The organism is Streptomyces sp. NPDC002734, assembly GCF_040295685.1.
In the GTDB taxonomy this organism is placed as follows: domain Bacteria; phylum Actinomycetota; class Actinomycetes; order Streptomycetales; family Streptomycetaceae; genus Streptomyces.
Genome location: NZ_JBEOVU010000010.1, coordinates 36497 through 58788 on the forward strand (window position 1 = coordinate 36497; position 22292 = coordinate 58788).

Sequence of the window (22292 nt, forward strand, 5' to 3'; positions counted from 1 at the left end):
CCCCGGCCGCGCTGCTGCGCATCAGTCTACGGCGGCGGACCACGGCGTGCCCCCGTCATAGACGATCACCTTCCGTCGTCGATCGCGAGAAGGCGTCCATCCCCGACAGGGCCGGGTCTCGAACCGGTCGGCCCTGCGGGTTGGACCACCTCTCTCGCCATGGGGACTGTAATCAACCGCTGTGCGTCCAGGGCGAGTTCGGTGTAGAGGCTGGTGGTGACCTGCCAGCCGACGACGGTGCGGGAGAACACGTCGATCGCGAAGGCGGCGTGGACGCATCCGGGGCCGCGAACCGGGCCCAGCCGACTGGTGGGCCAGCTCGCTGGACAGTGCCCCCGGGAGAAGACACGTCTCCTGTCGGACCCCCTCCGTACGCTTGCTGTAGACACCTGAGACAGGAGGGCAACGTGGCCCGTGGCATCAACTCTCGCGACTTCGACAAGTTCGCGAAGGCGTACGTGGCGGGCTTGAAGAAGAGCTTGGAACAGGCCGCACGGCGCAACCCTCCTCGTGTGCAGGTCCAGGCCGAAAGCAGTATCTCTGGAGGGGCGCTGGGTCATAGCGGGGCGATCGAGAGCAGCGCCTACCTGGCTCAACTGTTGATCTGGCTCGATGCCAACCACCAACAGCGCCCAGCCCTGTACGTCGACGTGACCCGATTCGTCGAAGAACAGCAACTTGAGGACGCAGATCCCACCATCCTCGCTCTCCAACTCGAACAACACGGCTTGGTGAACATCGCCCGCGACATGGCCGGAGCCACCGACGTCCACCTCACCGACGAGGGTGCCGTGGCCGTGCAACGGCTGAAGAACCTCCAAAGGGACCGCGCGGCCCGGCTGCGCCACACGATGGACACCTTCCTGCGGTGGCTCTACGACACCGCAGGCGACCAGACACCCATCGACCCCGCTCCGTTCCTCGCGACACCCGGTTCGTACTTCGCGGGAGTCGAAACCACCGGCGCCGAACTGCACCAGGCACTCGCCTACCTGGCAGAGCACGACCTCATCCACCGCAACGATACCGAGCCCGTCACGGTTGCCATCACACCCCAGGGCGTCAGCTGCGCTCTGGCAGGAGGAAGTGTGCAGGACCACATCAATCAGCCGACCCCCGGCGACAGCGTCACCATCCACGTCGCCGAGAACACCGGAAACATCGCCGCGAATAGCCGTGACTTCACCATGAACGCCACGACCAACAAGGACGGGATCGACGCTGCGGCAGTCGTCATGCTCGCCCGCGCCCTGCGCCAGGCCGCGCCAATCCTGGACCTGCCCGAGGACGATGCCACCGAGTTCACCGAGCTCGCCACGCGCCTCGAAACCGAGGCGGCCACTGGCTCACCCGACCCCGGAAGGCTCCAGCGCTGGGGTTCCTCCATCGTCGGCATCCTCAACTCGCCCGTCGTCAGCGGAGCACTGGGGAGCGTGCTCGCTGCCTACACAGGGACAGTGCTGCCAGGCCTGCCTCCCGCCTGACACCGCAGCTCAACGCACAACGTGGCGGGGTTCGAGGAAGAGATCTCTTCCTCGAACCCCGCCACGTTGCGCTACGCCGGCCGTCTGGTTGCCAGACTCTACGACGGCCCCGTCTCGAGGGGAACTACATCGATCTCACTCGGACACCCCGCAACTCGGCCCTTGGGACGGCCGGACGAGTCCGCTCGGTGAAGGAGGAGTCCGTCTATATCCCTGCAGCATCGCCATGAGTAAGTACGCCGTGGGCCTTCCGCATGGCCTCCCGGACGACATAGACAAGCCGCCCAAGGAGTTCCTCGCCGCCGAGGCGACGAGTGCGCACCGCTCCCGGCCCACATCCGCCAGGTTCGCGCCTGTCGGTTGTCTAGGTCAGCCACGTGAGGAACAGAGCCCCGTCATGCCGAACGTTACCGTCGTCCTGCCCGGTCGCCCGCTGCCCGACCTGGGTTCGGCGCGGAGTGTGACTGCCTCGCGCATCTGTACGGAACGCGGGTGACCGGCCGTTTCGGGTCCGCTTCTATGCGGCGGACCTGACGGACGAGGAGTGGCAGGTCGTCCGGCAGGTGATGCCCCTGCCGGGCTGGCTGCTGGGCCGCGGGGGCAACCCGGAGGGGTTCTGCCACCGGGAAATGCTGGACACTGTCCGGTACTTCGTCGACGACGGGACCAAGTGGCGGGCGATGCCGGCTGACTTCCCGCCCTGGCAGGCCGTCTACGCCTTCCAGCGCCGCTGGCAGACCGACGAGCTCCTGGACGTGCTCCACGACCGGCTGCGTGAGCAGGTCCGCATGGTCGAGGGCCGCGACGATCCGGAGCCGACCGCGGCGATCATCGACTCCCAGTCCCTGAAGGGCGCCTCTACGCTGGTCGGAGACCGGCGCGGATACGGCGCGGGCAAGCAGGTCTCGGGCGCCAAGCGCCAAATCACGATGGACTGCCTCGGACTCCTGCTGGTGGTGATGGTCACCGCCGCCGCCCTCCAGAACCGCGACGCCGGCGTGGACCTCTTGGAGCGGATGCAGGCACTGTTCGCGAAGGTGAGCACGGTGTGGGCCGACAGCGGCTACACGGGCGCGCTGGTGGACTGGGTCCTGCATGCCCTTGCCCTGAAGGTCGAGGTCACGCGCCGCACTGACGACCAGGCGGGCTTCGTGGTGGTGCCCAGACGCTGGTTCGTTGAGAGGACGTTCGCCTGGCTGGTGAACTGCCGCCGTTTTGTGCGCGATTACGAACGCACCGCGGCCGCGCACGAGAGCTACGTGAAGTGGGCGATGGTCACCCTCATGACCCGCCGCCTGGCCGCCGCCGAACGCGAGACGGCCCGCGCGGCCCTGGCCCGGCCGACATGAGCAGGGGTCAGGCCGCCGCGGTGAACTCCCGGCCGTCCGCACTGGCCAGCCAACCTCGCTGGACGAGTCGCTTCAGCTGGCAGCGCACCCCCTCCCGCCGGCTCCGGCTGGCGCCCTCGCCGAACAGGGCCCGGGACACGTCCCGCACCCGCACCGGCTCACCCCATACGAACTCCACGATCTTGGAATAGGGGCCGGGCAGCGTGTCCGGGGCTTCGCTAGCCTGCCGCTGCGGCACATACCGCGACTCCGTGCCGCCGACGGACCGGCTCCCGGCCTGCGTGTCGATCGGGGCATCGTGGCTGGCCGACGAGCTGGACGGGCTCGTGGACCCGTCGGCGTCACCACGCCGTTCGTGCTCGGCCTCGTCCCAGATCTTGCTGCCGATGCGCCAGCGGGCGATCTCTTCGTCCACCAGGGCCGCTTCCTGATCCAACGCGGGGATCTGCTGCTGGAGCTTGGCGGCACGGACTTCGAACGCGCGCAGTCGGCGCTTCATGACAGCAGCAGGCGTGGGCACGGCACAACCTCCGGGTTCGACCGCGAAGATTCCGCCACTCTGCACACCGGACCACCAAGATCGCAAACGGCAAACAGGCAGGTCAGGTGCCTGATTGGTTGAACAACAGCTAGTCAGAGGGAGGCTCCGTCCCCGTTCTCCGGCTGTATTGAGTGGCGTCCCTCTAGACACAAACGGGACGATGACCTTGATCGTGGGACGTCGAGGTCTTGGCCGCTGTGGTCAGCGACCCTCGACGTCGTCGAAGCGGCTGGAGGCCACTGTGTGGGAACAGAGCATCGGTACCTTCCCCGTGGACTTTACCGAGCACGGCAACGAGTGGGCCCACCACCTTGGGAATGCCATGGGCGGAGGGTTTCGCCGCATGAGTGGCACTGATAGCTACGGCGGCCCAGTGGAAATGGGGCCGCCTCTCGATGGTTCCATGACGAGCGTCCTGCGCGTCCACCCTCACCCCGACGGCATCAGCTGCACGGTTGTTGGCGACGACGGCACCCCGTCAGAGGACCAGGTAGACCCCTGGCGGACTGGCGCGCGGAAGGCCGTGGACGAGATCGGGCATCACCAACGCACTCACCTATGGGATGCGCTCGTTGGGGTCAGCCCGTCCGCCGGGCAGGGGTTCTACCCCTTGGAGCAGATTAGGGCGACAGAGGTAGGGCCGCTGGCCCTCGCCCCCGGTGGTGTCTATATGCGCGAGTTCCGAGGGCAGGACCGAGTCGACTCACAGTTCATCACGGTCTCCCGCAGCTTCCCCGTCGTCGTCACCGGCCGGTTCGAGACCTACCATTGGGACCTCGTTGTCCCGGTCGCTCAGGTGCAGTTGCGCCGACTCGGCGCTCTCCTGACGCTGCATCGGCGGGAGCTGTGGGAGCCCCGGACGCTTCCCTGGCCTCAGGGCCCCGCCGGGTCGGTTCTGAAGATCCCGACTTCGGTCGGCCCCGAATTTCCGAGCCTGCACGGGGAGGAGTGGACAGGGGAGGTCCCTCCGGGGACAGGAAGTTGGAAGCTGCCGCTGTGGGTGCTTGGGGCGTGGGAGAGGCTAGACGGTGATCCCGAACTGGAGACCGCGCTCAACGCGTACTACGAGGCCGTACGCCTGAAGAGACGTCATCCGTCGCTCTCGCTGCTCACCTTCGTAGCCGCGATCGAGGGCGTGGGTATGAGGTCAGTCCCAGACTCCATGTGCGACTGTCATCCCGAGTGCAAGCACCGCAAGGGAGTTGCCGAGAAGCGGTTCCGGAAAGCACTCAAGACCGTGCTGACGCAGAAGCAGGTGAAGGAGCTGGCGGGCCCACTGTACGACCAGCGCTCGCTTACGGGGCACCGAGGAACGTTGTTCGGATCGGAGCAGGTCCTCGGCTACGGCGGTCAAGCGGGGCCCTTCCAGGTCAACCCGTACTTCCAGTTCGAGGCGGTGCAGCTTGGCCGACTGGCGCAGGTCGCCAATGCCGTTCTGGTCAAGGTGTTGAGTGAGCCAGCAGCGGACCCGGCCCATCGCTGACCGAATCGGACACGCTACGAAATACTCTGCCCGTGCCCGTGCCCGTGCCCGTGCCCGGAGGCTGGCGAAGCAGGGTGAGGAGGCCAAGGCGAACCCGTCGAGCAGGATGCGGCGGTGGTGCAGAGAATCGTGCCGGACCATCTGCATACCTGAGACGCGAGCGTTTACGCTGATCCCTTCTTCACAGGGCAGGAACCCAGGGGGGGATCTGCTGTCATGAACGTCGGTGAGCGTGTGCTCGGCGTGAAGGTCGCGAAGACCTACCCGCCCCGCGGCAACACTCAACTCCTCCGGCTGGAGGTGGTCACGTCCTTCACCTGTTCACGGTGTGTGCGGACGAAGAAGGCGCGTCGCGTCGCGGTACACAACAAGCGTCTGCTGTGCAATGGCTGTTACGGGCGGCTGGAGGCATCCGCCCCTCAGGAGGAGCAGCGGTCACGACAGGATGAGCAGGCTCCGGCTCCTCACGAGGAAGAGCTCAGCCAGGTCGTCGTCGAGGAACTCGACAGCGGGCTGCCCTACTCGGTGGTCAACACCGGCCTCACGGTCGAGTGGAAGTTCTACGTCCGTGCCGAGCACCTCCTGCACGGCACCTGCCCGGTGCCGACCGCGATGGCCGACCGAGCCGCCCCTCAGGAACCGCTTGACCTGACCTTTCTGCGCGGGCGCCACCGCATCAAGGAGCTGGATCGGCAGAAGGGCATCAGGCTTGATAACGGCGGCCCCGAGCCGCTGCTGACCGGGCTCGGATGGCAGCCGTTCGTCCTTCCGGGGATGCGGGTGTCGGTGCGCTGGGACACGTGGAGGCAGCTGCGGCTGTCGTACACACTGCTGGACACCCCTGTCGTGTTTGGTGGCACGGTGGTCCGCTACGTCCACGACCCGAGGATCGTGACGCGTGAGCTGGCGGCGTTCGACGCCCGGGTGGATGGGGTCGAGGAACTCGTGTTGATCACACTACGCGAACTCGGCTACCTCGACGAGAAGGGCCGGGCGCTGCTGCCACGGCAGGCGCTGGTCCGGAACACGGTGGAGCGGGCACAGCCGGAACGACCGCCGAGGAAGAAGGTCGACGGGGCGATACAACGGCTCCTCTCGCGCGGCTTGCTTGCCTGGCAGGAGGGCAGCATGAACCGAGCCGGCATGCTGCACTACCCGGCGCGGGGCGGAGAGAGGACAGTTCCACTGCTGTGCTACGCGCCAGTCCTGCGAGAGGCAGACCGTGAGGATCTGCGCCATGCGGAATCGGAGGTGGCCTACAGTTTGACCGGCCACCGGGTTGCCGGGCATCTGATGCGGATCGGCCACCTCGGCAAGGAGGCAAGTGCGGAGGCCCGTGCAGCGTATCGAGATGATCACCAGCGGGTCGGTCTGGCCGGGCCTCACGAGCTGCCACGCGGGTTCACCTACGTGCGGGAGCACGAGCGGGGCTCCTAGAAGACTGATGAAGATCTTGGGTTCTGTCCCCGCCTCGCAAGCGGTGGGGCCAGAGTTGTGGGGTGGTTCAAGGGGAGTGGGCCGGGGAGACGATCCTGGCGGGAAGTGTCTTCGCGTTCCTGGCGGAGCATCCTTCAGGGTCTTTGAGAAGTGATCTTGTGTCCGGGTTCGTCATGCCAGGCCGAGGGTGGTGAGGGGCCGCTGGTGGTCGCGGGCGGTTCGGCGGAGGGCGGCTGCGATGTTGGTGTGGCCGTCCTGGCGGTGGACGCCGATGGCGAGGTTGCGCAGGCCGGCCATGACGCGGGGTAGGTGCCGGGTGCGGATGTGTGAGGCGTCCTCGTGGAAGGTCCGGTCGCGGACGTGGTGGAGCTGATTCTCGATGCGCCAGTGGCCGCGGATCCAGGCCGCGAGTTTGCTGCCGTCGGCCGCGCCGGGCGGCAGACTCGTGACCAGGTAGATCCGCTCGATCGTCAGCTTGCCCGTGCCCAGATCGCGTCTCTAGCGAACGACTTGGAGGGCCTGGCGGGCGTGCGGGTAGTCGATGTGGGCGAAGGTGGCGGTCTTCAGGCGGCGGATCTCGTCGCGGTGATGGGCCCGGGCGCGCTCGATGTGGTCCAGGCGGATCTCGTGCCAGGGCAGGCCGCGGATGCGCTCGTGCAGTCCGGGGTGGTTCCGCTTGACGACGGCCAGGTAGTGAGCTCCGCGTTCGTGCAGGTAGGCGGCGTGGTCGTGCTGGGTGTGCAGGGCGTCGGCGGTGATGACGGCATCGGTCAGGTCAATGCCGTCCAGGAGCGGGACGAAGGCCGGGATCTCGTTGCTCTTCCCGTCGATCTGTCGTTGCGCGAGGACCTCGCCGCCGTGGGCCATGGCGGCGATCAGGGCGGTGGCCGTCCGCCTTGCGGTGCGGGATCCGCGGAGTGTCTTGCCGTCGACGGCGATGACCTTCCGTCCCGAGGGCGGGGCCTTGCGTGCCTGGAGGAAGTCGCCGATGGCGCGGTCGAGGGCGTCACCGTCCGTTGCGGCGAGGACGAGGCGGACGGTGGTGGCGTGGGGTGGGCGGATCAGTCCGGTCAGCGGGTCGGGGCGGAACCCGAGCAGGGCCAGGACGCGTTGCGGAGCGTCGGCGATCCACTCGCCGATCGCCGTGACCGAGGCGGCGCCGGCCAGAACGGCGGCAGCCGCGGCGGTGAGCAGGGCCGGCCAGGGATGGCGGATGCCGCGACGGGCCCGCGGGTTAGGCACCGTGGCCAGAAAGCTCCCCAGGTCAGCGGCTGTCTCCAGCGGGGTTGGGTCGGAGGTGTCCCCCAGTTGCCGGAGGCATGACGGCATGCGGGAAGATGGGTGCGCAGGCATGGACTCGCTCGGTGCTCATACGGACTCGACACCCACATGATCACCAGCGGCCATGCCTGTTCTGCGTCCAGGGTCACTGCCGGGCAGAAGTCGACGAGCCGTCACATCCCGTGCTCAACAGGCGAAACCCGCCCACCTTGGCACTTCTCAAAGACCCTGGAGCATCCTTCGATGCTGTTTCCGGCGGAGATGTTCGCGGACATGCATCCGTCGGCGACCGGGCGGCCGAGTATGCCGCCGCAGGTTCTCGCCGCGGCGGTCGTGCTGCAGTCTCTGTATGGCCTGTCGGATTTCGATTCGGTTCAGGAATTGCGGTGTGACCTGCGGTGGAAGGCCGCATGCGGGCTGGCTATGCACGACATGGCGTTCTCACGTCCACACCCGGACAACGACAACCAGCAGCTCAAGACACGAATTCCGACTGGAGTAAAAATAGAGAAGTTTTGCAGCACTACGGGATGGGAGCTCAATCTGACTGACTCAAACCGGTGAGTGTCTCCGGCACAAGGCGGAGGCTACCCAGCGTCTTGCTGACTGACAGAGCGAGTTCTTCCGCCTTCGGCTCGGTCAAGGCGCAGTCCATTCCCGCCTCCTTGGCGCGGGTGGCCAGTTCACGCAGACAGGTGCGGATGTCCTTGCTGCTGTCGGCTAGGTCCCGTACAAGGTTCTCAACTTCCTTTGTGAGGCGGATCACTGCTTGGGTATCCGTTTCCGGCAGGGGTTCCGCTGTGTCAGCGGATAGCTGAGCTGGGCGCTGCTCGCTATGTGTACCGATCGTCTTCGGAAACGTTCGGTTGAACCAGGCACGGTTCGCCGGCTCGCCGTCCGGCTCCGGTTCGCCGGTGGGCATGATGCGGCGAGGAGCCCTGTCGCCAGCGTCCATCGCTGCCGCGAGCTCTCTCAGCAGCCCCACTGCCATGGTGCGGTTGTTGCGCAAGGCCGTGAGAATGTTCTTGACGCTGCGTCGTACGCGATTGGACTTGGTGCCGTCCTCCTCGTCGCTCTGCCCGGCCAGCGATCCCCGGTCGGCATCAATCAGGTCGAAGGCCGCCAGCCAATGCGCCGCCCGGAAAGTGACCAGCTCCTCGAAGGCGGCGTCATCGGTGTCGGCTGCCTTGAGGACCTCGGTGAGTGGGCGCCTGGAGAGGGCAAAGCCCTTGCGGGCATTGCGTGGGAAGATCTCGGCGACTCTGGGATTCCACGGGCGGGGGTAGCTCTGCGATGTCAGTGCCGACCAGGCGCGGGCGCGCTGGTTGATATCGGCCAGCTGTAGAGAGCTTGGCGCCGCCTCACTGAGAGCATGGCGGATCAGGTGGCGCTTCTGCTCGTTGTCTCCGTTGTCCACGGGGAACAGTTCGGCAAGCAGCAACATTGAGCGTGCATCGCGCAGGGTCGAGACGCTGTGCTCGGGGTGGTCGGGCAGCTGAATGGCGAGGGACTTGTGATCGAGCCGCGCGAGGATGCCGGGCAGTTCGGCAATGGGGTCTGTGCCTGCGAGAACTCCCGCAAGACTCTTGTCCAATGCTCCGGACGCCACGTACGCGCCCAGAACATTGCGGCCCAGGGCGCGAGCCCGGTCGTTGGGGGCGAACCCAAGCGGGGGATGGACGTGATCACGCCGATTGCCACCCTGGACAATGCTGAACAGTCGGTCCGGCGTCGGACAACCGATCACCAGGTGAGCCCGTACCTCCGCCACTCGTCGGGCGCGCAGAGCAGGGGCCAGAGGGTCCGCCGCTCCACTGCGGGCAGCCTCCTGATACTCGTCGTTGAGCTTCCTCGACAAGGCCCCGAGCCAGTAATGGGGATTCACAGCGACGCCGACCTTGTGGTGTTGGCCCAGCGTCGCAAAGGGCACACCAGTCAGCACCTGTGCGGAGGTGATGCCGAGGAGGTCTTGGCGCCGCATGGTGCGATTGTTTCCGCGGACTGCCATCCAGCCCCAGTAGCCGTCCTCGGACTCCGCCGCAGGGGCTTCGATCCGGTGGTATTGCGGAACGTACATTCCTGGTTCCTGCTGCCCGTGGAGGGCAAGCTCCTCCAGCAGGTTGTGGGAGCGCGCGCCGTCGCGGTTCCGCAACTCGCTGGCCGCCCACTCGATGCTGTCGGCCAGCCACTCCCGGCTGGGCGCCGAGCTCTCTAGCGCGGCAAAAGTCCGTTCTTGCCCGTCTACGGTGATCCGACGCCAGGGGCGAACCCTCGCAAGGGTGCGCCCCTGGGTTTCCGCGGGATTGGCGACTGAGTGCCACGCGGTGGTGATCCGCTCGTTGGCCGGCCACACGACGCCACCGGCGCCGTGCATACGGACATCGAGGACGAGCATCCACCCGGAGTCCGTGGTGACCTGTGTGATCAGCTCGGGCCTGAGCCGGAGGTCTCCCCCCGGACCGGACCTAGTGACGAGCGCCTTAGGGTGGACAATGAACGGGGCGATGTTCTCCAGAGCGGCTCGGGGGACATTGACTCCCTCGGTCGCCAGAACAGCCTCGATCCAGCGCTCCTGCCACGCGCGCGTGGACGGGAGCGGGTAGGGCGCCTCGTCGCCGGGGCCGGCAGGCACAGACATGGGGAGACCTCGCGTTCCGGGATTAGGCGATGAACGTCGAAGCGATCGGCGTTATGACCAGCACGATCAGACCTACGAGAATCCGCATCACCAAGCGCTCGATCTCGGCCGACTTCGCCGACTTTTTGAGCTCCTTGTTCTCCTCCAGCAGCTTCTCCGTCTGCGTCTGGAGTCTTGTGACGTCATTCCTCAGTTCGCGGACCTCTTCATAGATCTCGCCGTGGGCGACGTACACACCCGAGTCACGGTCGGGTACAGGCGGTTGAGGGCGTGCCATGGAAACCTCTTCATGCGCGGTACGGCAAATGCCGACCTGGCCACCGGCACCCGATCGGGTGCCGCAGATGGTGGGCAGGGCAACCTGCGTACGAGGTAGTCCAGGGCCACACTCCCTCATGTCTGCCTGGATCGACAGCATATGAAGAGACCGCTGTTCGATCCGCTCCCCCGGGTGTGCCCGGCACTCGCACTTCGTGAAGTCGAAGTGGCGTAGTGCCAACAGGGCGTGATCTACCGGATGGTTCCGGCGAAGATCATGAGAGTGCGGGCCGACATAAGCGCAGCATCCGCCAATGAGTTTGCCGGATCGCTAGCCGCCTCCGCATCGCATGTCATTATATGGCCAAAATTGATCGGTGTGTGGGGGTGGCGGTGTGTCCACTTCCAGGGCAAGGTCGAAGCCGTTGGAGAAGGTCGTGTAACCGGTACCGGAGACCATCAGGTCTTCCAGATCATCTTCCACAGGGCCCGGGATCGGCCTGAGGGTGTCGATGAGTTCGAAGAGCGCATCCGATGGGTCGCTGTAGGCGTGGTTATCGGCTCGGGACGCCGTGGCCCGACCGGTCTCAGACCGGGCGTGGGTGACCGCGCCGTCGTCGAGGGTGAAGCTGAGCACATCCCGCACCAGGATCGCGGTGCCATAACGCCATGTCGAGAGCGTCCAGGGCGATCTTGGCCCCCTTGCTGTTGGCCACGGACCAGCCGACGATCGCCCGGGAGAACGCGTCGACGACGAAGGCGACGTAGACGATCCCGGACCAGGTAGCCACGTAGGTGAAGTCGGCAACCCATCGCTCGTTCGGACGCGAGGCGGTGAAGTCACGTTGCAGCAGGTCATCGGCCTTGTCATGGCCGTCGCGGACGGTGGTGCGGATACTGCGGCCGCGGCGGACACCCTGGAGGCCGAGGTCGCGCATCAGTCGGGCGACGGTGCAGCGGGCCACCGGTATGCCTTTGCGGTGCAGATGTCTCCAGACCTTCCGCACCCCGTAGACGCTGAAATTGTCGGCATGGACCTGGCTGATCTGCGTCTTCAGTTCCGCGTCCTGCAGCGACCGTGCACTGGGCGCCCGCTTCCTGACGGCGTAGTAGGTGCTCGTCGCGATCTTCAATCCGTGGCTGGTGAGGACTCTGCAGATCGGCTCGACCCCGAACACCTGCCGGTGCTCATCGATGAACGCTACGAGCGCTTCGACGGCCGGTCGAGCTCGGCCGCGAAGAGAAGCCGAGGCCGCCCTGAGGATCTCGTTCGCCCTCCGCAAGCTCGGCGTTCTCGGCCTTTAGGCTTGATCTCCGTGGCCTCCTCCGAGGTCACACCGGGACGATGGCCAGCGTCGACCTGAGCCTTGCGAACCCAGGTCCGGGACGGTCTCGGTCCCTCTGTTTCCGCGCGGCCTCTCGAATCGCCCCCCACGGCTCACCCCTCGTGTTCCACCCTGTGGAAACCCGGACCTCTCCGGACACCCGGCCCGTGGACACGGGGCAGATCCGGTCGTGGGCCAAGGCTCAGGGATATGACGTCCTGGGGGACGAATTCCCCAGGAGGTACGAGAGGAGTGGGAACAGGCCTATCGTGACGGCACCGGTTCCTAGGCGCGCCGGGTGGATTCCGTCGGCGGGCCGGGCGAGTGTGGTAGAAACCAGCCGCGCGCGGTAGAGCAATCGCTGTCGAACTTGGGCCAAGTCCTTCGCCAGGGGAGACCTTGACCTCGCTTGATTCCGTCAGCGCCCGAGATCGAGACACCCTTGTGCGACCACGAGCGTATCGTTGGAGTTCAACTCACCCCGCCGATACAGAGTCGTCAGCCTGCCCGACCTTCCGTTACCCAATCGAAGTTCAGTCTGGCGAGCAACGGGGTCCGGTCCCCTTGGCCGGTCGAGGGTAGCAGCGTCACCTTGTTGATCGCACAGCGCAGCAGCATGCGCCGGTCTTCGAGGGGGGCTTCTGCCCATGCCTCTTCGAGGAGCACCGCGTCCATCAGGGGTGTGAGATCGGAGTGCTGGCGCAGTTCTTCGAGTTCTTGGCGGATTGAGGACAACTGCTCGCCGAGGGCGGTCGACAGGCTCTCGTACCTGTCCTGTTTCATGCGGCCATGCACGAAGTAGGCCTCCTGGAGGTCTGAGTTCCGACGTTCGGCTTCCTCCAGCGCGGCGGACAGGTGCCGGGCGCGCTCGTCGCGCTCGGGATCCTGGTAGCTCAGCCATCGGCGGGCGATCTCGTACAGGACCGGGTCCGTCGGATCCATTGAGGAGACGTGCCGGATCCACGCCGCGGAGACCACGCTATTTGCCCGGTTGACCTCGGTGCGCGCGCCGTAACATGCCGCCGGTCCGCCCTCGTTGCGTGTGCGGCAGCGGTAGGTGGCGCCGCCGGAGACCATGCCGATGTCACAGAGAGGGCAGCGCAGGATTCCGACGAGCAACTTGCCCGGCAGACGATGCCCGTGCCCGCCCTTTCTGCCGAAGGAGCTACGGGAGGAGAAGCGGCTTCGGATCGCATACCACTCAGGTACGGAGACGACACCGGTACCGCAGGAGATCGGACGGCCGTCGGGGCCCAGCAGAGGGTCTGCCTTCCAGCCGATCCACCGATCGAGCGGGTTACCGTATTCGTCCTTGTCGCGCTCACGATGGGGGACGAGGCCTGCCCAGAGTGGGGACTGCGACAGTCGACTGATCGCGTTCCCCGACCAGTGCCGGCCAGTCCGGGTCCGGTGGCCCTCTGCCGTCAGGCGGTGTGCGAGTGTGGTCGTAGGGGTGCCCTTGAGGAGTTCTTCGGCGATTCGCCGTGCCAGCGGGTATTCATCGGGGTCTGGGCCGATCCGGCCGTCGTCCAGGATGCGCAGCCCGAAGGGTGGCCGTCCCCCTGGGGCGCGCCCGAGAGCTCGGTGTGCGTCCAGGCCGATCTTCACGCGGAGAGCGATGTCTTTCGCTTCGTCACGCGCCCGCTCCGACAGGATGGCGAAGACGATGCGGCCGCCCTTGGAGCTGTCCAGTCCTTCCGCGATGGAGACGAGACGGGACCGTCGGCGGTCCAGTTCGTCGAGCAGTTGCCCGACGGCGCCCATGCCGCGCCTGTCGAGACGGTCGGTCTTCCAGACCGCCAAGGTCTTCGAGTGGCCGGCGAGAACCGCTTCCTTCGCCTTCTCGAATTCGTCGCGGCGGACGTGGACCTTGCTGGCGCTGCGCTGTTCGAACCAGACGTGCCGGATCGAAAGCCCTTCGGTCTGGCACCATCGGACGATGTCCTTCAGATGGGCGCGAAGGGTGGCTAGGTCCTCACGCTTCTTGGAGCGGCGGATGTAGGCGTCGACCAAGAGCCCGGGATCGACCGCCGGCACCCGGTGCAACCCCATGTCGGCCAGCTCGTCCGCACTGAACCCCAACGCCGCCAACGCGGCCCGATCCGCCCTCGCCACTACGATCACACCCACGGTAGAGAGTCCGATCACCGTGAATGACATGGGGATTTACTCCACCGCACCCCGGCGATCGAGTTGAGGGCCTGAGCTGAGGGGCCCGGGGGAGAAACGGCGAGCCGCGACCTCTCACCCGCTTCCGAGGACCCGGGCACGCGCCGGGGGAGGACCCGCGCGGTCCGCAGCCGTCGGGTGACCAGACCGACGAGTTCGCCGGCGCCGCCGAGCTGCCGGAATTCTCAAGTCCACCGAGGAGTTCCGCACCGGGTTCAGGACCGAGTACGCCCCGTCGCTGGTGGTCGGGAGCCCGGCGTACCAGGACCTCGCCAAGGGGTTCCCGGTCGGACAGCGTTTCGCGTCGGCGAAGGTGAGACGCGTGGCGGACACCAACCCGGTGCACCTCGGTCACCAGGCGACGTCCGACGGGCGGTGGAGGCTCTACCTGTTCGCGGACGAGGCGGCACCCGGTGCGGAGGGCTCCCGCGTCGCAAACTTCGCGGGGTGGCTCACCTCGTCGCCCGACTCGCCCTTCGCCTCGCTCCCTGAGCGTGTCCGGCCCGACGACTGGTTCGACCTCAGGGTCGTCTACCAGCAGGACCACCGCGGGGTCGAACTCGCCGACGTGCCCGACGTGTTCAAGCCGCGGGTCGGCCCCTACGACCTGCTCGACCTCGGGCGGGTGCACGCCGCGATGCCGGAGGACGACATCTTCGAGGTCCGCGGGATCGTCCGTGGCGGCGTCGTCGTGATCGTGCGGCCGGACCAGTACGTCGCCCACGTCCTGCCGCTGACGACGACGGGGGAAGTCGCGGACTTCTTCGCCCGACTGCGCGCCGAGGGTCCCCGACCACAGGCCGGTGCGGACCCTCCCGGTGTCCTGCGACCGCGTGACCCGCGGTCGCAGGACACCGGTGATCGAGCTGAGGTCCCCGAGTCTGCGAGCCGGCCGGCGGAGTTACTCCGGGCCGCACACGCTGCTCGTCCCGGCGCGGGTCAGGGGACGTCGCGGACGGTGTTGCGGAGGGTTCCGAGGCCGGTGACCTCCACCTCGACGACGTCTCCGTCGACGACGAAGCCCTGGGGCTCCATGAAGAGGCCGACGCCGCCCGGCGTGCCGGTGACGACGACGTCCCCGGGGGAGAGGGGGGTGAACGCGGTGACGTACTCGATGATCGACGGGATGTCGTTGATCAGGTCGGCGACCTTGCCGTGCTGGCGGACCTCGCCGTTGACCCTGGTCGTCAACTCGAGTTCGGTGACGTCGCCCACCTCGTCGGCCGTCACCAGGCAGGGGCCGAAGCCGCCGGTGCCCGGCCAGGTCTTGCCGGGCAGCCACTGGCTGGCCGCGCGCTGCCAGTCGCGCACCGAGAAGTCGTTGTACACGGCGTAGCCGGCGACGTGGTCGTAGGCGTCGGCCTTGGCGACCTTGTGCGCGGGCCGGGAGACGACCAGGGCCACCTCGCCCTCGTAGTCGAACTGCGCGGTCTGCGCCGGCTTGAGGGCGTCCGCGCCGTGCCCCATCTGGCTGTCGGCGTAGCGGGCGAAGACCACCGGCGCGGCCGGAGCCGCCTTGCCGATCTCGTCCTGGTGACTGCGGTAGTTGACGCCGATGCAGATGATCTTGCCGGGGTTCGGGATGACCGGGGCGAGCCGTATGTCGCTGAGCGCCACCGGGTGGTCGGTGTGGTCCGCCAGGGCGTCGAGGGAGCCGGCGGCGACGGCGGCGGCGAGCGACGGAGCCGTGGAGGTCGCGTCGTAGACGGTCTCGCCGTCGAGACGGCCCCAGGCGATGCTGCCGTCGGTCCGGTAGTAGCTGACGAACTTGCTCATCGGGTGGTCCTGTTCGGTGAGGGGGCGTTGACGAAGGTGCGGAGGTGGGCGACGACGGGCTGCTCGCCGGTGGAGTCGAAGACCGCGGCGACGTAGCGGTCGGGGCGTACCGCGACGAACACCGGACCCGCGCAGGCGCCGGAGGTGAGCACCGCGGTGGTCTCGGTGACCGTGCCGTCGGCCGGCGTGCCGCCGGGGGCCAGGACGCGCAGCCGTTTCGCGCCGATCGAGTCCCAGTACGGGTCGACCGCCGGGCGGCCGGGCAGCGGGCCCCCGATCTCCAGCAGCGTCCAGCCGGGCCCGAGATGGGCGTCGAGTCCGCGCTCGGCGCCGGTGGCGTCGCGGACCACCGGCTGGCTCAGGGCGCGGCCGACGCTCACCGAGGGGAGGGTCACGCCACCCGCCGGGGCGGCGACCCCGGCAGTGGTGTCGGGGGGTGCGATGAAGCGCATGTTGGCGAGGAAGTCGCGGACGTGGGGGATCAGGCCGACCGCGCGGACCACGGTGTCGCGGACGCGGGTGACCACCGGGTGGGTCGCCATGACGACCGCGCCGATCCGGCGCGAGACGGTCACCATCGCGGCTCCATGGGCGCGGCGCTCCACCTCGTAGGAGTCCAGCAGCCGTTCGGTCGCGCGGCCGGCGATCGCCTCGGTCAGCTTCCAGGCGAGGTTGGTGGCGTCGCGGACGCCGGCGTTCAGGCCCTGGCCCGCGAACGGCGGCATCAGGTGCGCGGCGTCGCCGACGAGGAACACCCGTCCCGTCCGGTAGGTCCGTGCGATGCGCTGGTGGGCGACGTACACGACGGCGCGGCGTACGTCGTCCGGCGACAGCTCGGTCCGGAAGCGCGGCACGACCAGTTCGCGGATCCGTTCCGGTGTCGTCATCTCCTCGGGGTCCTCGTGGTCGAAGAGCATGAACTCGATCCGCAGGCGTCCCCCGACGCCGGGCACGAGGACGTACGGCCGCTGCCCGTCGCCGTGGAACTCGGCGAACGGGTCCCGCACGCGCGGCTCGCCCAGCAGGTCGACGACGATCCACCGCTGGGGCTGGGTGGTGCCGACCAGGTCGATCCCTGCCGACCGGCGGACGAAGCTGCGTCCGCCGTCGGCGCCGATCAGCCAGTCGGCGGTCAGGGTCCGCGTGCCCTGTTCGGTCGTCCGCCCGGTCGTCTGTCCGATCGTCCGTGCGGTACCCACTCCGGTCGTCACCGTCAGGGTGACCCCGTCGCCGTCCCGCGTGAGCGCGGTCGCCTCGGCGCCGCGCAGGAACTCCAGCCCCTCGTGCGCGACGGCCCGCTCCCACAGCAGCCGCTCCAGGACCGGCTGGTCGAACTGGGTCTTGGCGGGGTGCCCCAGCCGGGAGGCGACCGGTCTCGCCTCGAGCAGGAGGCGGTCGCCGAGCCCGAAGTAGCGGCTGCCGGTGTCGAGCAGGGACTCGGCCTTGAGCGCGTCGGCCACGCCGAGCCGCTCCAGGGTGCGGAACGACTCGTCCTGGAGGCTGATGGCGCGCGGCAGGTCGCCTGGAGCGGTCTCCTTCTCGACGAGCGTGGTCCGCACCCCCGCGTCGGCGAGCAGGAGGGCGGCGGTGAGCCCGATCGGGCCGGCGCCCACCACCAGCACCTCACGCCGGGCGGTCACGACGCCGCCCCCGGCCGGGGACGGAGCGCGAAGTCCGTGTCGAAGTCGGCGCCCCGGGTCAGGTTCCAGTACTCGAGGTGGCTGTACGGCCACACCTGCGAGACGCGGCCCCGCGAGTTCTTGTACCAGGTGCGCACCTGCGGCTGCCCCCAGGCACGTCGGGCGTTGCCCTGGTCGACCCAGGCGAGGAAGCGGTCCAGCGTCTCCTGCCTGACCTCGACGGACGCCGCCCGGCGCCGCAGCAGCTGGTGGATCGCCTCGACGGCGAACTCGACCCCGCACTCGATCATGAAGTGGAACTGGCCGTGCACCACGTAGTTCGTGTTCGGGCCCTGGACGAGGAAGAGGTTCGGGAACCCGGGCACGCAGATGCCGGCCCAGGCCGTGGCGTCGCCGTTCCAGTGCTCCTTGAGGGTCTGCCCGGCGGGCCCGGTGACCTGGATCGGGTCCAGGTAGTCGGAGGCCTTGAAGCCGGTGGCGTAGACGACGACGTCGACCGGGTGGTGCGTGCCGTCGGCGGTGACGATGCCGTCGGAGGTGAACCGCTCGATCGGGGAGGTGACGAGCGCGGCGTGCTCCCGGTGGAGGGCGCGCGCCCACACGCCGTTGTCGCGGAGCATGCGCTTGCCGCCGGGCGGATACGACGGCACGACGACGTCGAGCATGTCGGGGCGGTCCGCCCACTGCTCGCGCAGGAGCGCGGTGAGCGTCTCCCGCACCCGCAGGTTGGTCGCCGACACCGAGTCGGTGCGCTCCCACGCGGGATCGACCTCGACGGTGTGCAGTCGTCCGGTGCGCGCGCCCCAGAACGCCTGGAAGCGGAACCACTGCCCGTAGTGCGGGACGTGGTCGCTGAGCCAGGCCAGCGCCGTCGGCGTCGGCTCGTGGTAGTTCGGCGCGGGTACCGTCCACGGCCCGGACCGCTGGAAGACGTCGAGGTGGGCGACGCGGTCGACGATGCTCGGGACGATCTGGTAGGCGCTGGCGCCGGTGCCGACCACGGCGACGCGCTTGCCTGCCAGGTCCACGTCGTGGTCCCAGCGCGCGGAGTGCATCCGCACCCCGCCGAAGTCCTCCTGCCCGGGGACGTCGGGGATGTGCGGCTTCTCCAGCTGCCCGGTCGCGGCGACGACGGCGTGGAACCGCCGGCGCCGCTCGACGCCGTCGTGCCGTACCACGACGTCCCAGACGGCCGAGGCGTCGTCCCAGGTCATCGACAGGACCTCGGTGTCGAACTCGATGTGCTCGCGCAGCTTGGCACGGTCGACGATCTCGGCGGCGTACTCCTCGATCTCCGCGCCCTCGGCGTACGCGTTGGGCCAGTCGGCCCGCTGCGCGAAGGAGAAGCTGTAGCAGAAGGTCGGGGTGTCCAGACGGACGCCGGGATAGGTGTTGGCCAGCCAGGTGCCGCCGACGTCGGGGTGCTTCTCGAACGCGACGAACGGCACGCCCGCCTGCTTGAGCCGGTACATCGCCGCGATGCCGCTCATGCCGGTGCCGATGACCGCGACCTCGAACTCACGGTCCGGCGCGACCTCCTCGGCGTGCCAGGCGGGCGCTCCCGGGCGCCGCGGGACCAGGTCCAGCTCGTGCATCATCAGCGCCGCGTCCTCGGCGCCCGCCCCGCCGGTGACGAAGTCGACGAGGGCGCGGGCCTCCACCGCGTCGAGCAGGCGGGGCCGGGTGAGCCCCTCGTCGCGGACCCGCCGGAGCGCGGGCAGCGCGAGTTCCCGTGCCCGCGCCTGCGCGGCCTCGCTCATGCCTCCGTGAGGGGGAGCCGTCGTGTCGACGGGAGGGAGCGGCGGGCGCAGCTCGACCGGGATCAACGCGTGGTCACCCGTGAGCGCCGCCAGCGCCGTGAGCAGTGACGGCAGGTCGGCCTCCGCGACCACGCGTTCGAGGAAGGCGTCGTCCTCCGTGATGGGCGTGTACTCGTCGCGCCAGTACACGTCGTCGATCTGGACGACCTCGCTCGGATCGGTCATCGGCCCTCCATCGTGGTCGGCTGTTCGGGGTTGTCCCGTGGGCGTTGCGGGGTCATGCGACGCGGGCGGCCTCGAAGACCTCGCCGAGCACGGCGTCGAGTTCCTGGGCGAGGCACTCGGCGGCGATCACGTGGTCGGGGCGCAGGACGACGGCGCCGACCGGGCGCGCGTCGAACCAGGCCTGCAGGCCCGACTCGCCGCCCAGGTCGCCGACGACGGTGACGCCGGCCGAGGCCTGCTTGCGCGCCCAGGGCAGCTGCACCTTCGGCACCACCTGCACGAGGCGTGCGCCGAGGCGGTCGAGCACGGCGAGCCGCTCCGGGGACAGGAAGACCCGCGGGTCGTTGTTCCAGGTGATCACCCGCCAGCCCTGCCCGGTGGCCTCGTCGAGCAGCATCTCCACGCCGTCCGTGTCGGTGGCCCGCGGCTGCGGGAAGATCGAGCCGGCCAGCCGCGGCACGTCGCGCGCGGGCAGCGTCTTGTACGTCGGCAGCGGCGTGTGCACCACGACGCCCTCGTCGAACCGGGGCTGCGGCTTGAACGCCTGCCGCTTCTGGGCCTCCCGCTCCTCGGGGGTGCGGTTGGCGGCGATCCGGTCGCGCTCGGCGGCCTTGGCCGGGTCGTGGTCGGTCATCTCCTTCGCCATGCCGAGGGAGACGGCCACCATCTGCGTGACGTGGCCGAGCCGTTCGGTCTCGTACGTGTCCAGCAGGGCGTCGGCGGCGAGGCCCTTGACGACGGCCGCCAGCTTCCAGCCGAGGTTGAAGGCGTCCCGGATGCCCGAGTTCCAGCCCTGTCCGCCGACGACCGGCATCACGTGGGCGGCGTCCCCGGCGAGGAAGATCCGTCCCTGCCGGAACCTGCCGGCGACGCGGGCGTGGTGGCGGTAGACGCGGCGGCGGATGATGTCCAGCCGGGCCGGGTCGGGCACGTGCGGGGCCAGCAGGCCGAAGACGAACGCGTCGTCCTCGGCGACGTCGGCGCCCTCGTGCTCGAAGAGGGTGAACTCCCAGCGGCGGATGCCGTGCGGGAGCGCGATGGAGGCGTAGCTGCGGGCAGGGTCCCCGCCGAAGACCGCGTGCGGCGTGCCGATGGGGTCGTTCGCGACGTCGATCACGAGGCCGTCGCTCGGCCGGGTCTCGCCCTCGAAGGAGATGCCCAGGCGCTTGCGGGTGGGGGAGGCCCCGCCCTCGGCGGCGACGACGTAACGGGCGCGCACCGTCTCGCCGTTGGCGAGAGTGGCGACCACTCCGCCGTCGGCCTCGGCCAGGTCCACGACCTCCGCGCCGAAGCGCGCGGCGGCGTTCGGGAAGCGGTCCAGGCCCTCCAGCAGCACCCGGTCCACCAGAGGCTGCACGAAGCCGTTGCGGCGCGGCCAGCCGAACTCCCGCGTGGTCGGGTTGACCTCGGACAGGATCGTCCGGTCCCCGTTGACCATGTAGATCTTCTGGTCGGGGATGGTGTGCGGGAGCACCTCCTCGACGAGGCCGGCGGTCTGCATGGCGCGCAGGGCCTCGTCGTCGATGCCCACGGCCCGCGGGTAGTCGACGAGTTCATGCTCCCGCTCGACGACCAGGACGTCGACGCCCTGCTGTCCGAGCAGGTTGGCCAGGGTCAGGCCGACGGGGCCGGCGCCCACGACGAGGACGTCGCACGTGACGGTCATGAGGTGCTCCCGGTGGATCGTGCCGCCCCCAGTGCGGCGAGGGTGTCGTTGAACGCGCGGTTCAGCAGGACGAGGTCGATGCCGAGGCCGACGTAGTCGACGAGGCCTTCGGCGAACAGGGCGGCCGTGTAGTCGGGCCGGCCGGAGTAGATGCCGAGGGTGACGCCGTGCGCGGTCGTCACCTCGCGCAGGTACGCGATCGCCTCGCGCACGGGGCCGTCCTCCCAGTCACCCCGGCCGGGCAGGCCGTGGGTGACGGCCAGGTCGGCCGGCCCGATGTAGACCGAGTCCAGACCGGGGGTCGAGACGATCTCCTCGGCCCGCTCGACGCCGGCCCGGGTCTCGATCTGGACGACGGCGGACACCGCGTCGTTGCCGGCCTCGGTGTAGACGTCGCCCGGGTAGAGCGCCGGCCGGGACGGGCCCAGGCTGCGGTTCCCGAGAGGCGGGTACTTGGTGGCGGCGACCAGCGCCTCGGCCTGGGCGCGGGACTCGACGGTGGGCGCCACGATGCCGCGCGCCCCGCTGTCGAGCAGCCGCAGGATCGGGGCCGGGTCGAGCGAGCCGACGCGCGCGTAGGCGTAGGCGTTGTCCCGCGGCAGGGAGCGGAGGATTCCGCAGGCCGCCTCCAGGCCCAGCTCACCGTGCTGGAGGTCGAGGATCACCCCGTCGTAACCGGCGGCCGCGGCCCACTCCGGCAGGGAGAAGGAGGGGAGGGACTGGTGGTAGAGGACAGGGTTCCCCCCGCCGAGGGCCGATCGCTTCACCGCGCCGGTCCTTCCTGCGTCTGCCCGTCCTGCGCGGCCCCGTCCCGGCCGGCCAGCCGGGCGGCGTGCGCGGCGGCCGCCCGGCCGCCGAAGACCGGCACGATCTCGCGGCGCGCGAACAGCCACCGGCCGTCCACCTTCCGGTAGCGCTCGCGGAACTCGCCCACCGAGGCGGGCTCGGTCTGCGGCTCGTTGCTGTCGCGGAAGGTCAGGTACTGCACGGTTCCCTCGACCTCGTCACCGTCCTGCACCAGGCGGATCCCGCCGATGAAGTGGCGGCCGACGATGTCGGTCTGCCGGGCGCGCTTGGCCCCCCAGACCTTCATGGCCTCGCGGTCCATGTCGCCCATCGGCCCCACCGAGACGCCGTCCTCGGTGTAGAGCTCCCAGGTGGTGTCCGCCTGGTGGTGGTCCAGGCGGTAGAGCATCTCCGCGATGAGCTGCTCGATCTCGACGCGGGTGATCGCGTCGACGGGACGGTAGTCACTCATGT

General features: G+C 68.8%; 18 protein-coding genes and 1 pseudogene. 6 read left to right on the forward strand and 13 right to left on the reverse strand.

What is annotated here, in order from left to right:
- Positions 1 to 407 precede the first annotated feature (407 nt).
- Positions 408 to 1484 (forward strand): hypothetical protein, encoded by a 1077-nt coding sequence (locus ABT026_RS11290; protein ID WP_351113923.1) that lies wholly within the window; start codon positions 408 to 410, stop codon positions 1482 to 1484.
- A 530-nt stretch (positions 1485 to 2014) separates the two neighbouring features.
- Positions 2015 to 2833 (forward strand): IS5 family transposase, encoded by an 819-nt coding sequence (locus ABT026_RS11295; RefSeq protein ID WP_502967954.1) that lies wholly within the window; start codon positions 2015 to 2017, stop codon positions 2831 to 2833.
- Positions 2834 to 2840: 7 nt separating this feature from the next.
- On the opposite strand, the gene ABT026_RS11300 is transcribed toward ABT026_RS11295, so the two are convergent.
- On the reverse strand, positions 2841 to 3332 hold the full coding sequence (locus ABT026_RS11300) for a hypothetical protein (protein WP_351113925.1): 492 nt from the start codon (positions 3330 to 3332) through the stop codon (positions 2841 to 2843).
- Between the two features lie 202 nt (positions 3333 to 3534).
- Here ABT026_RS11300 and ABT026_RS11305 point away from each other — a divergent pair, with 202 nt between their 5' ends.
- Together ABT026_RS11305 and ABT026_RS11310 are read left to right on the forward strand one after the other, a co-directional pair.
- Complete coding sequence (locus tag ABT026_RS11305; protein WP_351113926.1) at positions 3535 to 4857, forward strand: hypothetical protein; 1323 nt, start codon at positions 3535 to 3537, stop codon at positions 4855 to 4857.
- 216 nt (positions 4858 to 5073) lie between these two features.
- The gene (locus ABT026_RS11310; protein WP_351113927.1) at positions 5074 to 6294 is read left to right on the forward strand and encodes a hypothetical protein; all 1221 of its coding nucleotides are present in this window, start codon (positions 5074 to 5076) and stop codon (positions 6292 to 6294) included.
- A gap of 171 nt (positions 6295 to 6465) precedes the next feature.
- Here ABT026_RS11310 and ABT026_RS11315 read toward each other — a convergent pair whose 3' ends face one another.
- Positions 6466 to 6591 carry a hypothetical protein gene (locus tag ABT026_RS11315; protein ID WP_351113928.1) on the reverse strand — a complete coding sequence of 42 codons (126 nt, stop codon included), beginning with the start codon at positions 6589 to 6591 and terminating at the stop codon, positions 6466 to 6468.
- 201 nt (positions 6592 to 6792) lie between these two features.
- Positions 6793 to 7536, reverse strand: coding sequence for an ISAs1 family transposase (locus ABT026_RS11320; RefSeq protein WP_351113929.1), 744 nt, complete (start codon positions 7534 to 7536; stop codon positions 6793 to 6795).
- A 147-nt stretch (positions 7537 to 7683) separates the two neighbouring features.
- Between ABT026_RS11320 and ABT026_RS11325 the strand changes: the two genes are divergently transcribed.
- Positions 7684 to 8139, forward strand: a complete 456-nt coding sequence (locus tag ABT026_RS11325) for a transposase (RefSeq protein WP_351113930.1) — start codon at positions 7684 to 7686, stop codon at positions 8137 to 8139.
- Here ABT026_RS11325 and ABT026_RS11330 read toward each other — a convergent pair.
- The 4 genes from ABT026_RS11330 to ABT026_RS11345 all read right to left on the reverse strand — a co-directional run bounded on the left by ABT026_RS11330 (position 8114) and on the right by ABT026_RS11345 (position 13956).
- Positions 8114 to 10213, reverse strand: a complete 2100-nt coding sequence (locus ABT026_RS11330; protein WP_351113931.1) for a hypothetical protein — start codon at positions 10211 to 10213, stop codon at positions 8114 to 8116. The two genes, ABT026_RS11325 and ABT026_RS11330, sit on opposite strands and share 26 nt — an antisense overlap.
- A gap of 22 nt (positions 10214 to 10235) precedes the next feature.
- A complete protein-coding gene (locus ABT026_RS11335; RefSeq protein WP_351113933.1) occupies positions 10236 to 10490 on the reverse strand; it encodes a coiled-coil domain-containing protein in 255 nt (84 codons plus the stop codon).
- A 568-nt stretch (positions 10491 to 11058) separates the two neighbouring features.
- Positions 11059 to 11754 carry an IS3 family transposase gene (locus ABT026_RS11340; RefSeq protein WP_351113934.1) on the reverse strand — a complete coding sequence of 232 codons (696 nt, stop codon included), beginning with the start codon at positions 11752 to 11754 and terminating at the stop codon, positions 11059 to 11061.
- A gap of 540 nt (positions 11755 to 12294) precedes the next feature.
- Positions 12295 to 13956: a recombinase family protein gene (locus ABT026_RS11345; protein WP_351113935.1), complete on the reverse strand. Its 1662-nt coding sequence runs from the start codon at positions 13954 to 13956 to the stop codon at positions 12295 to 12297.
- 190 nt (positions 13957 to 14146) lie between these two features.
- Between ABT026_RS11345 and ABT026_RS11350 the strand changes: the two are divergent.
- Positions 14147 to 14728: pseudogene (locus ABT026_RS11350) on the forward strand (3-hydroxybenzoate 4-monooxygenase); the annotation flags it as partial.
- A gap of 176 nt (positions 14729 to 14904) precedes the next feature.
- On the opposite strand, the gene ABT026_RS11355 reads toward ABT026_RS11350, so the two are convergent.
- Genes ABT026_RS11355 through ABT026_RS11380 form a run of 6 tightly spaced genes read right to left on the reverse strand, consistent with a single transcriptional unit; the run spans position 14905 to position 22290 of the window.
- Positions 14905 to 15741, reverse strand: coding sequence for a fumarylacetoacetate hydrolase family protein (locus ABT026_RS11355; RefSeq protein ID WP_351113936.1), 837 nt, complete (start codon positions 15739 to 15741; stop codon positions 14905 to 14907).
- Positions 15738 to 17381: an FAD-dependent monooxygenase gene (locus ABT026_RS11360; protein ID WP_351113937.1), complete on the reverse strand. Its 1644-nt coding sequence runs from the start codon at positions 17379 to 17381 to the stop codon at positions 15738 to 15740. Before ABT026_RS11360 ends, ABT026_RS11355 begins: the two co-directional genes overlap by 4 nt.
- Positions 17378 to 19366 carry a flavin-containing monooxygenase gene (locus tag ABT026_RS11365; protein WP_351113938.1) on the reverse strand — a complete coding sequence of 663 codons (1989 nt, stop codon included), beginning with the start codon at positions 19364 to 19366 and terminating at the stop codon, positions 17378 to 17380. The genes ABT026_RS11360 and ABT026_RS11365 overlap by 4 nt, the downstream gene beginning before the upstream one ends.
- A gap of 52 nt (positions 19367 to 19418) precedes the next feature.
- Entirely contained in the window at positions 19419 to 21032 is a 1614-nt protein-coding gene (mhpA, locus tag ABT026_RS11370) for a bifunctional 3-(3-hydroxy-phenyl)propionate/3-hydroxycinnamic acid hydroxylase MhpA (protein ID WP_351113939.1), read from the reverse strand.
- Entirely contained in the window at positions 21029 to 21799 is a 771-nt protein-coding gene (locus ABT026_RS11375; RefSeq protein WP_351113940.1) for an HpcH/HpaI aldolase family protein, read from the reverse strand. Before ABT026_RS11375 ends, mhpA begins: the two co-directional genes overlap by 4 nt.
- A complete protein-coding gene (locus tag ABT026_RS11380) occupies positions 21796 to 22290 on the reverse strand; it encodes a nuclear transport factor 2 family protein (RefSeq protein ID WP_351113941.1) in 495 nt (164 codons plus the stop codon). Before ABT026_RS11380 ends, ABT026_RS11375 begins: the two co-directional genes overlap by 4 nt.
- Positions 22291 to 22292 lie beyond the last annotated feature (2 nt).

Coding starts and splice junctions, on each gene's coding strand:
- ABT026_RS11300 (WP_351113925.1), bottom strand. CDS start 3,332: ATGAAGCGCCGACTGCGCGCGTTCGAAGTCCGTGCCGCCAAGCTCCAG.
- ABT026_RS11305 (WP_351113926.1), top strand. CDS start 3,535: ATGACCTTGATCGTGGGACGTCGAGGTCTTGGCCGCTGTGGTCAGCGA.
- ABT026_RS11310 (WP_351113927.1), top strand. CDS start 5,074: ATGAACGTCGGTGAGCGTGTGCTCGGCGTGAAGGTCGCGAAGACCTAC.
- ABT026_RS11315 (WP_351113928.1), bottom strand. CDS start 6,591: ATGGCCGGCCTGCGCAACCTCGCCATCGGCGTCCACCGCCAGGACGGC.
- ABT026_RS11325 (WP_351113930.1), top strand. CDS start 7,684: ATGATCACCAGCGGCCATGCCTGTTCTGCGTCCAGGGTCACTGCCGGG.
- ABT026_RS11330 (WP_351113931.1), bottom strand. CDS start 10,213: ATGTCTGTGCCTGCCGGCCCCGGCGACGAGGCGCCCTACCCGCTCCCG.
- ABT026_RS11335 (WP_351113933.1), bottom strand. CDS start 10,490: ATGGCACGCCCTCAACCGCCTGTACCCGACCGTGACTCGGGTGTGTAC.
- ABT026_RS11345 (WP_351113935.1), bottom strand. CDS start 13,956: ATGTCATTCACGGTGATCGGACTCTCTACCGTGGGTGTGATCGTAGTG.
- ABT026_RS11355 (WP_351113936.1), bottom strand. CDS start 15,741: ATGAGCAAGTTCGTCAGCTACTACCGGACCGACGGCAGCATCGCCTGG.
- ABT026_RS11365 (WP_351113938.1), bottom strand. CDS start 19,366: ATGACCGATCCGAGCGAGGTCGTCCAGATCGACGACGTGTACTGGCGC.
- mhpA (WP_351113939.1), bottom strand. CDS start 21,032: ATGACCGTCACGTGCGACGTCCTCGTCGTGGGCGCCGGCCCCGTCGGC.
- ABT026_RS11380 (WP_351113941.1), bottom strand. CDS start 22,290: ATGAGTGACTACCGTCCCGTCGACGCGATCACCCGCGTCGAGATCGAG.